Annotated in this window: 9 protein-coding genes and 1 pseudogene; 6 read left to right on the top strand and 4 right to left on the bottom strand. The window is 69.5% G+C overall.

Features of this window, described 5'->3' with window-relative positions; genetic code table 11:
• Positions 1-353: 353 nt before the first annotated feature.
• The 3 genes and pseudogenes from KF837_22475 to KF837_22465 all read right to left on the bottom strand — a co-directional run bounded on the left by KF837_22475 (position 354) and on the right by KF837_22465 (position 2,686).
• Positions 354-1,079, bottom strand: a pseudogene (locus tag KF837_22475) (rRNA pseudouridine synthase).
• Positions 1,080-1,142: 63 nt separating this feature from the next.
• Entirely contained in the window at positions 1,143-1,931 is a 789-nt protein-coding gene (locus KF837_22470; protein MBX3230104.1) for a hypothetical protein, read from the bottom strand.
• Entirely contained in the window at positions 1,928-2,686 is a 759-nt protein-coding gene (locus tag KF837_22465) for a hypothetical protein (GenBank protein MBX3230103.1), read from the bottom strand. Before KF837_22465 ends, KF837_22470 begins: the two co-directional genes overlap by 4 nt.
• A 296-nt stretch (positions 2,687-2,982) precedes the next feature.
• On the opposite strand from KF837_22465, the gene KF837_22460 reads away from it, so the two are divergent.
• From KF837_22460 to KF837_22435, 6 genes are all read left to right on the top strand, one after another.
• Complete coding sequence (locus tag KF837_22460; protein MBX3230102.1) at positions 2,983-3,252, top strand: ribbon-helix-helix domain-containing protein; 270 nt, start codon at positions 2,983-2,985, stop codon at positions 3,250-3,252.
• A 551-nt stretch (positions 3,253-3,803) separates the two neighbouring features.
• Positions 3,804-5,624: a translation elongation factor 4 gene (gene lepA, locus KF837_22455; GenBank protein MBX3230101.1), complete on the top strand. Its 1,821-nt coding sequence runs from the start codon at positions 3,804-3,806 to the stop codon at positions 5,622-5,624.
• Complete coding sequence (locus KF837_22450; GenBank protein ID MBX3230100.1) at positions 5,621-6,247, top strand: hypothetical protein; 627 nt, start codon at positions 5,621-5,623, stop codon at positions 6,245-6,247. The genes lepA and KF837_22450 overlap by 4 nt, the downstream gene beginning before the upstream one ends.
• Positions 6,248-6,274: 27 nt before the next feature.
• Positions 6,275-8,146: a hypothetical protein gene (locus KF837_22445; GenBank protein ID MBX3230099.1), complete on the top strand. Its 1,872-nt coding sequence runs from the start codon at positions 6,275-6,277 to the stop codon at positions 8,144-8,146.
• Between the two features lie 12 nt (positions 8,147-8,158).
• Positions 8,159-9,562 carry an insulinase family protein gene (locus tag KF837_22440; GenBank protein MBX3230098.1) on the top strand — a complete coding sequence of 468 codons (1,404 nt, stop codon included), beginning with the start codon at positions 8,159-8,161 and terminating at the stop codon, positions 9,560-9,562.
• Positions 9,559-10,878, top strand: coding sequence for an insulinase family protein (locus KF837_22435; GenBank protein ID MBX3230097.1), 1,320 nt, complete (start codon positions 9,559-9,561; stop codon positions 10,876-10,878). Before KF837_22440 ends, KF837_22435 begins: the two co-directional genes overlap by 4 nt.
• A gap of 9 nt (positions 10,879-10,887) precedes the next feature.
• On the opposite strand, the gene KF837_22430 is transcribed toward KF837_22435, so the two are convergent.
• Positions 10,888-11,241, bottom strand: a complete 354-nt coding sequence (locus KF837_22430; protein ID MBX3230096.1) for a hypothetical protein — start codon at positions 11,239-11,241, stop codon at positions 10,888-10,890.
• Positions 11,242-11,258: the final 17 nt, after the last annotated feature.

The following is an 11,258-nucleotide window of genomic DNA, read 5'->3' as shown; positions in this document are numbered from 1 at the left end:
CCTGCCTGTGCGTCGCGGCCCCAACCTGCATCCGACGACCGACCGCGTCGTGACGTGCGCTCTCCGCCGCCCTCGCCTCGACGCCCACCCTCGACGCTCCCCCGCGTCTCACGGTCGCCACCACTGCCCGTACGCCCACCACCGGCGCGGGGCGTGGGACGTGCGCGGTCGCCACCACCGGCGCGGGGCGTGGGGCGATCGCCCCAGTTTTCGTCGGGGGACTTGCGAGGTGTGCGTGGCTGGGCTTCGGCGCCGGCGTTGCGGGTCGTGCGGCCGGCGGCGCCCTTGACGGCGCCGCGGACGAAGACGGCCTTTGTCTGCAGGCGCTTCGGGCCTGCGTCGGGGGCGGACGGGAGAGACCGCGGCACGCCGTACGTCTTGCGTAGGTCCACGAGCTCGTCGCGTGTGAGGTGGCGCCAGCGTCCCGGCGCGAGGCCCTCTGCGCTGATCTCGGCGAACGCGACGCGCGCGAGGCGCATCACCGGGAAGCCCGTCGCTTCGCCCATGCGGCGGATCTGCTGGTTGCGGCCCTCCGTGATCGTGAGCTCGAGCCACGTCTTGTCCGCCTCGTGGCGCAAGAGCTTCGCTTGCGCGGGGAGCGTCGGACCGTCCTCGAGACGCACGCCCTTGCGCCAGCGCTCGATGTCGTCCGGCTTCATCAAGCCCTTCACCTTGAGCACGTACGTCTTCGGGACCGCCTTCCGCGGATGGAGGAGGCCGTCCGCGAGCTCACCGTCGTTCGTCGCGAGGAGCACGCCGCTCGTCGCGAAGTCCAGCCGGCCGACCGGATACACTCGACCAGGGATGCTCTTGAGCAGCTCCTGCACCGTGGGACGACCCTCCGGATCATGCATCGTCGCCACCACGCCGCGCGGCTTGTGGAGCACGACGTAGACCAGCTCCTCCGCGACCACACGCTTGCCGTCGACCTCGACGCGGTCACGCCGCGCGTCGGCCTTCGCGCCGAGCTCCGTGACGACCTTGCCGTTCACGCGGACGCGGCCTTCGAGGATGAGCTGCTCGGCCGCGCGACGCGATGCGACACCGCCGTGAGCGAGGATCTTCTGGATACGTTCCATGGCGAATACCGTCGGGCGGGTCCTAGCACGGACGCGCAGCGCTTGGTTCGAGGCGCCGACTCGCTACTTCGCCGTGGCGCCCTTCTTCGCGCCCGCGTCCGCGGGAGCGCCGGCGTCCTGCGGGCCGATCGTCGGCGCGGACTGGGTCTGCACGCCCGCGTCTTCCGTCTGCTCGCGCGCCTTCCTCTCCGCGGTGTCGGCCTCGTACTTCAGCTGCTCGTCGCGGTCCCAGCGGTCGACGTGGCCGTCGAACGTCTCGTCCGTGCCGATGCGCTCGAGGCGGCCCTTCGAGTACATCTCCCAGATGTCGGGCTTGCCGTCGCCGTTACGGTCGCGGCGGATGCGCTGGAGCTGGCCGTTCACGTAGAACTTCCAGACGTCGGGCTTGCCGTCGTGGTTCGTGTCCACGTCCTCCTGGGCGAGGCGGCCGTCGACGAAGTTGAGCCACACGTCGATGCGACCGTCGTAGTCGCGATCGGCCTCCTCGTGGAGGGCCTCGCCCTTGTTGTTGAAGGTGCGGACCACGTCCTTGATGCCGTCGAGGTTCGTGTCGATCTCGCGGCACGCGAGCGTCTTGTGTCGGTTCTCGCCCTCGCCGAAGATCTTGTAGACGCGGCGGACGTTCGGCTTCAGCGCGCCGGGGCCGACGGTCTCCGATACCTCGAGCTCGGGCTTGTTGCGCCAGTCGCACATCGACCGGTCGTCGGCCGGCCACTTCGAAGGGTCCTTCGAGCCGCCGGGGGCGGTCGGCGTCTTCGCGGCGGTGGGCGCCTTGTCGCCGCCGCACGCCATCGCACCGGCGGTGCCGAGCGACACGAAGACACCGAGCCAGAAGACGCTCCGCCCGTTCATCGCTGCGCGCCTCCGCGCCTCGGGGGACCTGCGTCCGGCACCGCCGCAGGGGACGGCGACGGCGGCTCGGGCTCGGACCCGGGCGCCGACGGAGGCGCCGGGGGCGGCGGCAGCCCCGCGTCGGCCGGTGCGGCGGCCGCGCTGCCTCCCCCGCCCGACCCGCCGAGCGTGACGATGGAGTCGGGATCGGGCTTTCCGTCGCCGTTCTTGTCGGAGGCGATCGTCACCTTGTCGCCCTCGTAGGTCCACCACTGGTCGACGCGCCCGTCGCCGTTCGTGTCGCGCTCGCGCTTCGTGCGTTTTCCACTCGCGTCGAACGTGTCCCACGTGTCGATCCGGCCCTGGCTCGTCGCATCGAGCTCGGCGCGCACGATCTTCCCGTTCTCGTAGATCTCGATCGAGTTGACGATCCCGTTGTCGTCGTAGTCGGCCTCGCGCCGACGGAGGTTCCCGGCCGTGTCGTAGTACTCGAACATGTCCGGCTTGCCGTCGCGATTGAGGTCGCTGATGCGACACACCTCGTGGTTGCCCTCGTAGACGCGCTTGATGTCGGGGCGCCCGTCGTTGTTCACGTCGACTTGCTCGACGCGATGACCGCTCTCCGAGCACGCCTCGTGCTCGATGGACTGCGAACGGACCCCCTCCGGCAGCTTCGCGTTCGCGGTCGCCGAGCTCTCTCCCCCGCACCCGAACCCGACGGAGGCCGCGACGGCCAGTGACGCGGCTCCGAGAACGCCGAGGACGACACCGCGCATCCGCGTCACGATAGACCCCGCCTCAGCTGGTCCGCAAGCCGCACCGTGCCGCACCGCCGCCCCTTCCCCTACACACCGCTAATTAGTGGAAATTACTATGCTTACATTGTGCACAAACGTGCTTCTTCCAAAGGTTCTCCACAGGTTCACGGTCGCCCTTGACCGTCACGTATGTTCACGTAGTGTATATCCATGCGGATGGGTGCGCGCGGCCCCAACTCAAGGAGCTAGTGGCCGAGCGACCCGTGCGTTAGACCTCTCAAAGACGCGGAAACAACAGACGAAAAACGCGGACCATGCGGAAGAAGATCTCGACCACCATCTACGTGACGCCGGAGCAGGCCGACAAGCTGAAGCTCCTGCACGATCGTACGAAGGTGCCTGTCGCCGTCTACATCCGTGAGGGCATCGATCTCGTTCTGCGTCACTACGCGCACCTCCTTCCCGGCCAGCTCTCCCTCGTCGAGACACCGGAGAGCGACTCACCGCGCCCCCCCGACGTCCGCGAGCGCGACGCGCTCCACTCCGACGCGCCCCCGCCCATCGCCGCCGCCGGCAAGAAGTAGAAGACCGCGCACGCCATCGCCGCCGCTGGCAAGAAGACCTCGGCGAGAGTGTAGGCGGGGGAGGCGTTGAGTGACGGGCCGCGGGCTTTCCTTCGGGCACCGCGCGGGAGATGCAAGGCACATCGAGCCACCACGGGCTAAGCATGTCGCCCTTCAGCGGCTTCCTTCGAGCACCCGCGCGGGAGATGCAAGGGGCGCGTTGAGTGAAGGGCCGGGCTCCATGGGCCCCACGCGGCGATGCCTGCGTGCGGTGATGGGAGAGCGCGTTGAGTGAAGGACCGCAGGCACCCACGCGGGATATGCCTGCGATGCAGGCGTTGAGTGAAGAGTCGCGGGCTCGCCGGGGCCAGCCGCGCGCGAGATGGGCGCGATTGAGTGACGGACGATACGGAAGCACCCGCAGAGGGCACGAGGCCGCCATGAAACGGGGCCCCAGAAGCGGCCGCGCAAGCGGTCGCGAAGCGACCCTCGCGCGCAGCGCGAGGGCCGTGTCTGGGGTGGGGTGTCGGGGCGAAGCCCCGACGTTGAGAAGATGATATGAGTAGCGCGCCGTGCCGACGACGCCTCAGTCCAAGATTCGAAACTTCTCGATCATCGCGCACATCGACCATGGGAAGTCGACGCTCGCCGATCGCATCCTCGAGGTGACGGGGGCCCTCACGCAGCGCGAGGCGCGGGAACAGTTCCTCGACAAGCTCGACATCGAGCGTGAGCGCGGCATCACCGTCAAAGCCCAGAACGTCCGCCTCAAATTCAAGGCCAAGGACGGCGAGACCTACCAGCTCAACCTGATCGACACCCCCGGCCACGTCGACTTCAACTACGAGGTCTCCCGCTCGCTCTCGGCGTGCGAAGGCGCCATCCTCGTCGTCGATTCGACGCAGGGCGTCGAGGCGCAGACCCTCGCCAACGTGTACCTCGCCATCGACCAGGGCCTCGAGGTCATCCCCGTCCTCAACAAGGTCGACCTCCCCTCGAGCGATCTCGACAAGACCAAGCAGGAGATCGAGCAGATCATCGGGCTCGACACCTCCGACGCCGTGCCCTGCAGCGGCAAGACCGGGGTCGGCGTCCCCGAGATCCTCGAGCAGATCGTCGAGAAGTGCCCGCCGCCGAAGGGGAACCCCGACGCCCCGCTCCGCGCCCTCATCTTCGACTCCTGGTACGACTCGTACCGCGGCGCGATGGTCATGTTCCGCGTCGTCGACGGCAGCATCAAGCGCGGCGACGTCGTGAAGTTCATGTCGACCAAGGGCCAGTACGAGGTGACCGAGCTCGGCACCTTCACGCCCTTCTCGACCGCGCTCGACGAGGTCGGTCCCGGCGAGGTCGGGTTCCTCGCCGCCAACATCAAGTCCGTCCACGACACGAAGGTCGGCGACACCATTACGCATCCGCACGGCCAGACCTCGCGCGAGGCGACCGACGCGCTCCCCGGCTTCAAAGAGGTGAAGCCGATGGTCTTCGCCGGCGTGTTCCCGACCGACGCCTCCGACTACTCCGCCCTCCGCGACGCGCTCGAGAAGCTCCACCTGAACGACGCCGCGTTCAACTTCGAGCCCGACTCCTCCGAGGCGCTCGGGTTCGGGTACCGCTGCGGCTTCCTGGGGCTCCTCCACATGGAGATCATCCAGGAGCGCCTCGACCGCGAGTTCAACCTCGACCTCATCACGAGCGCGCCGTCCGTCGTCTACCACGTGTTCAAGACCGACGGAGAGAGGGTCACGGTCGACAACCCGACCAAGCTCCCCGCCCCGCAGCTCATCGACCGGATGGAGGAGCCCTACGTCAAGCTCACCATCCACGTCCCGCAGGAGTACGTCGGCGCCGCGATCACGCTGTGTCAGGAGAAGCGCGGCACGCAGGTCAACATGACCTGCCCCAGCGCCGACCGCTACATCATCGTCTACGAGGTCCCCTTCGCCGAGGTCCTCTTCGACTTCCACGACAAGCTGAAGAGCGTGTCCCGCGGCTACGCCTCGATGGATTACGAGTTCATCGACTACCGCGTCGGCAACCTCGTGAAGGTCGACATGCTCGTCAACGGCGACCCGCTCGACGCGCTCTCGATCATCGTCCACAAAGATCGCGCCTACAACCGCGGCCGCGGGCTCGCCGAGAAGCTCAAGGAGTTCGTGCCGCAGCAGCAGTACGAGGTCGCGATCCAGGCCGCGATCGGCGGCAAGATCATCGCCCGCGAGACCGTCCGCGCGCTGCGGAAGGACGTCACCGCGAAGTGCTACGGCGGCGACATCAGCCGCAAGCGGAAGCTGCTCGAGAAGCAAAAAGAGGGGAAGAAGCGGATGAAGCAGGTCGGCAACGTCGAGATCCCGCAGAAGGCCTTCCTCGCGATCCTCAAAGTCGAGCAGTGATCCGGAGGGCGCTCGTCGCGTTCTTCGTCGTCGCCGCCGGGAGCGGCTGCCTGCCCTTCATGACGCCCCCGCTCAAGGGCGACGTCGGCTACGCCGCGCGGCTGGGCGGCGATCACGGTTACCGCTTCTCCGTCGGCACGCACGTCGCGAGCCTCGTCCCGAGCAAGGACTTCCCGCTCGACGTCGGCGGAGGCTACGTGCAGACGAGCAAGGACTACGGGCTCGGCCGCCTCCCCGTCCACGGCCTCTACCTCGAAGGCGGCCCTCGCATCGCGGGCGGCCGCTTCTGGCGCGCGTTCGCCGGACCGCGCGCGGAGTATTACTTCCGTCCCGGCGCCGACTTCGCCGCGAGCGGGATGCTCCGCGCGTCGATCGAGCTCTTCAACGGCACCGAGGGCGATCCGCTCGAGTCGACCTCGTCGGGTCCCAGCTACTACTGGGGCGTCGCGTTCGGCACGTTCGCGCTCGGCGCGTACTTCGAGGGCGGCTACCAGAAGCTGCCGAGCGACGCGGGCTACCCGCTCCTCGGCGCGGGCCTGCTCCTCCGCATCCCCGCCACCGCCGGCGTCCTCTGCTGCGCCTGGGACTTCTCGCGGTCACGATCGCGATCGCGCTCACGCTGACGAGACCTGGTACGCTGGCGAGAGCCGGTGAGGAAGACGCCGAAGAAGAAGAGCGTCACGCGCGGCTCGAGGCCGCGCAGCAACGTCGACCCGACGCGCCTCGCGCTCGCCGCGCTCGAACGCATCAAGACCGTGCTCGTGAAGAGCGGCTACAAAGACCGCCTCGGCGATCCCCTCCCGATGAAGGAGCTCGCGGCGCAGTCGCAGCTCCTCGGGACCGAGCTGCCCCCCAGCTACGTCGCGACGATGCGCGTCGCGAGCGCGATCGGCGAGCCCGACGTCTTCCTCCTCACGAGCGAGATGGAAGCCGAGGCCGACAAACTGATCCTCGACGGCGTCAACGAGGCCACGCGCTACGCCCCGTTCTGCCGCGCCTCCGACGACCGCGTCATCTGCTTCGACAAAGGCGGCGGCCGCCGCCTCGTGAGCTCGATCCGGCATCAAGGCGAGCTCCCGATCGTCGAGTGGCAGAACGGCCTCGCGACCCCGCTCGCCGCGCACTTCGGCGAGTGGCTCGACGCGATCGCGGACGAGCGCGAGGAGCAGGTCGAGCGCGCGGCGAAGATGCCGGAGCGGCTGAAGCGCCTCCTCTACGAGCTCGGGTTCCGCTTCGAGTACCCCGTCGTCGGGCGGATGGAGAGCGCGGACGCGGAGGCGATCGGGCTCCTCATCGGCCGCGAGATGGAGCGCCAGATCCGCGGCGACGTCGATCGCCTCTTCGACAACAGCGGCAAGGCCTCGCTCGCCCTCAACGTCGACGACTTCAAGCTCACGATCGCGCTCCGCACCGGCGTGTACACCTTCGAGGCGGAGGACGTCTTTCGCTGGCTGCGCACGTTCCGCGACGAGAACTTCTTCAGCGACGCAGAGAGCCAGCCGAGCCACCCCGACGCGGTGCGCGACCTGCGGCGCGCGCCGCGCGAGGCGCCGCTCGTGCAGCGCGGGGTGCTCCACGTCGCGATCAGCCCCGCCGGACGGCTCTCGTTCAAGGCCGCGAGCGGCGCGTCCGCCGACGACTTCTACCTCCTCGGCCGCGCGCCGGGCGGGCAGAGCGTCGTCCTCCACGTCGTCGAGGGCGTCGCGTCCGGGACGCAGGAGGTCGGCGAAGCGCTGAACGATCTCTACGTCGCGCGCGACGGCACGGTGTGGGGGCTCAGCACGACGCACGCGGTCAAGCTCGCGCACGGGCGCGCGACGTCCTACCCGCTCCAGCGCCCGACCCGCGGCCGGCCCTGGTGGAGCGGCATCGGCGGCGCCGGCGATCGCGTGCTCGTCTACGGCACCGGCGCGCTCCTCGAGTTCGACGGCCGCCAGTTCCGTCGCTTCGTGCCGGATGCGCACCTCGACGAGAACGAGTCCGTCGTCGCCCTCCACGGCCGCGGCCTCCGGCTGTGGATGCTCGTCTGCGGCGATCGCGTCGGCGCGGTGGCGCGCTTCGACTCCGCGGAGTGGGAGCCGATCACCGAGAACCAGGTGATCGACGGCGCCCTCGTCGACCTCGACGTGTGGCGGAACAACTCGTACGTGCTCGATCGCGACGGCGGCGTCTGGACGATGGACCCCGCGAGCCCGCCGCGACCGGTCGGCCTCCTCACCTACCACCAGGCCTACCTCACCGAGCAAGGCACGCCGCGCCCGCTTTACGGGCTCCGCGCGTACGACGGCGGGATCTTGCTCGCGAGCGACGGCGGCGTCATCGCGGTCGGTCACGGCGAGCCGCTCTTCCACGCCGTGCCGAACGGACGCGACCCCGCGCGGCTCGTGCGCGTGGGTGGGATGAGCGAGGCCGACGCGCGCGACTCTGCGATCGTGGCGCTCAGCGGGGGCAACGCCTGGGTCTGGAGAGTGTCGGGACGGGACCCGGCGGGTTTTAGCGTCGTCGACCTTCACGCCTGGTAATACGTACGGCCCATGTCCGACGCGAAGCTCGCCGCGCTCATCGCGCGCCTGAACGAAGACGCCGCGGTCCCCACCGCGCACTGGACCTTCGAAGGATCGGTCCCGTTCGGCGAGACGGGGCCGACCGGAGAGGCCGCGCCGCGGCTCCTCCGCTTCCTCCTCGGCAACGGGCTCCGCCTCCTCCTCCTCGTCGACAAGAGCGCGCCCGTCCTCTCTTATTTTACCTGGTTCCGCGTCGGGTCGCGCCACGAGCGCGAGGGCAAGACCGGGCTCGCCCACCTCTTCGAGCACCTCATGTTCAACGAGACGGAGGGGCTCGCGGCGGGCGAGTTCGACCGGAAGCTCGAGGAGAACGGCGCCGAGTCGAACGCGGCGACGTGGCTCGACTGGACCTACTACTACGAGTCGCTCCCGAAGGACCGCTTCCCCCTCGCGGTGAAGCTCGAGAGCGAGCGCATGGCGCGCCTCGTCCTCCGCGAGCCGCAGGTCGCGAGCGAGAAGGACGTCGTCGCGAACGAGCGGCGCATGCGCGTCGACGACGACGTCGAGGGAACCGCGAACGAGATCCTCTACAAGACCGCGTTCACGGTCCACCCCTACCACTGGCCCACGATCGGGTGGATGAAGGACATCGAGGGCTTCACCCCCGACGACTGCGTCGACTTCTACAAGACCTTCTACGCCCCCAACAACGCGACCGTGGTCGTTGTCGGCGATGTCAACGAAAAAGACGTCCTCGCCAAAATCCGCGATGCGTACGGTCCGATCCCCACCTCGAGCATTCCCGAAGAGGACACGCAGCCGGAGCCGCCGCAGGCCGGGCGCCGCGAGCTCTCGATGAAGAAGCCCACCCCGAGCGAGAAGGTCCTCGTCGGCTACCGCGGCCCCGCGCTCGGCGACGCGGAGCACGCCACCCTCGTCGTCCTGAACGAGGTCCTCTTCGGCGGCCGCGCCTCGCGGATCTACCGCGAGCTCGTGATCGCGAAGGAGACGTGCACCGAGGTCCGCGGCTGGGTCTCGACCTTCCGCGACCCCGGCCTCTACGAGCTGTATTTCACCGCGCGCCCGGGCGTCTCGGGCGACGCGATCCTGAGCGCGGTCGACGCGCAGCTCGAGCGGCTGAAGACGGAGCTGATCGAGAGCGAAGAGATCGACCGCGCGAAGGCGCGCCTCGAGCTCGGGCTCCTCCAGTCGCTCGAGACGACGAGCGGCAAGGCCGAGCAGATCGGCTTCTACGACACGGTCCTCGGCGATCCGACCGCCGCGTTCCGCCGGCTGGAGCGCTATCGCCGCGTCACCGCCGGCGAGCTCCGCACCGCCGCGCGGCGCTGGCTCGTCGACGAGGCGCGCACGATCATCCGCGTCTTGCCCGAGCCGGAGACCGAGGCGGATCCGATCGCGGGAGCGGCCGAATGACGGCGCACCAGCCGGTGCGGTTCGACCTCGACGGCGGCGGGGTGGGCTTCGTCGAGAGCTCGGCCGCGGTCCCGCTCGTCTCGATCGTCGTTTCGGTCCGGAGCGGCGCGATCGCCGACCCCGCGGGCAAGGACGGCGTCTGCCGCTTCGCCGCGCGCATGCTCCGGCGCGGCGCCGGCGGGCGCAGCGCGCAGGAGATCGAGGCCTCGATCGATCGCCTCGGAGCGGAGCTGTCGCTCGACGTCGGCCCCTCCACCGTGTCGTTCCACGGGCAGGTCATCCGCCGCAACGTCGACAAGTTCGTCGACCTCCTCACCTCGCTCCTCGGCCAGCCGACGTTCGATCCCGCCGAGGTCGCGCGCCTCAAGCGCGAGACCTCGGCGGAGATCGTCGAGGCGCGCGACAGCGACCGCGCCCTCGCGAACCTCGCGTTCCGCCGCGCGCTGTTCCCCGGCCACCCGTACGCGCGCTCCGCCGCCGGCCGCCTCCCCACGATCGACGCGATCGGCCGAGACGACGTGGTCGCCGCGTACGACCGCCACTTCGTGCGGAGGGACCTCGTGCTCGGCTTCGCGGGCGCGATCTCGGTCGACGAAGCGAAGGTGATCGCGGCGCGCATCACGAGCGCGGTGAAGGAGGGCCCGCCGCTGCCGATGAAGCCGCCGGAGCCGACCGCGCCGACCGGCCGCCGCCTCGTGTTCGTCGACAAACCGGAGCGCACGCAGACGCAGACGCTCATCGGCTCGCTCGGGACGTGGCCGCACGACGAGGACCACGTCCCGCTCGTCACCGCGACCGCGGTCCTCGGCGGCACGTTCACGTCGCGGATGATGCGCGAGATCCGGAGCAAGCGCGGCTGGTCCTACGGCACGAGCGCGCGCCTCTCGATCGAGCGGCGGCGCCACGCGTTCACGATGGCGGCGGCGCCGGCGGCGGCGGACTGCGCGCCGTGCACCGAGCTGATGCTGGAGCTCCTCGAGGACTTCGTCGCGAAGGGGATCTCGAAGCGCGAGCTCGGGTTCATCAAGAACTACCTCGTGCGCTCCTACGCCTTCGAGATCGACACCGCGCCGAAGCGCCTCGGGCAGGCGATCGAGACGGAGCTCCTCGAGCTGCCGGCCGACTACCACACGCGCTACGTCGATCACGTGAAGGACGTGACGCTCGAGCGCGCGAACGCGGCGGCGAAGATGCGCCTCGATCCGCAGAACCTCGTCGTCATCGTCGTCGGCACCGCCGCGGACACGCTCGAAGCGGTGAAGGCAAAGATCCCCGGGCTCACCGCGACCGACGTCGTGCCGTTCGACGCCGACTGAGTCACGTCGTCAGAGCCGCGGCCGCTTGGCGTCAGACTCACGCGCGGCGGCGTCGCCCATCTGGCGGTAGGCCGCGGTCTCGATGCGCACGATACCGGTGTCGCACGTCGCCGGCCCTCCGAACGGCGAGTACACGACGTGGAGCCCGGGCAAGGTCCAGCTTCGGATCGTCGCGTGCTCCGTGGCCGTGACGCGCACGCCCTTCTGCGTGAGCGCGCAGTGCGACGGTGTCTTGGTCGCCGGGGGCCGGCCGTACTTCGTGGTGAGGTCCTTCTCGATGTCACACGCGAGGAGGAAGGCTCCCCCCATCACCGCGAGGACGAGCCCCGCTCCGCCCCTCCCCGTTCGCTTCGCATCACTCATGTGTCGTCCCTCCTCGT

The organism is Labilithrix sp. (assembly GCA_019637155.1).
Lineage (GTDB): Bacteria > Myxococcota_A > Polyangia > Polyangiales > Polyangiaceae > Labilithrix.
The sequence above is the reverse complement of the archived record's forward strand: the minus strand, read 5'-3'. Positions and strand labels throughout refer to the sequence as shown.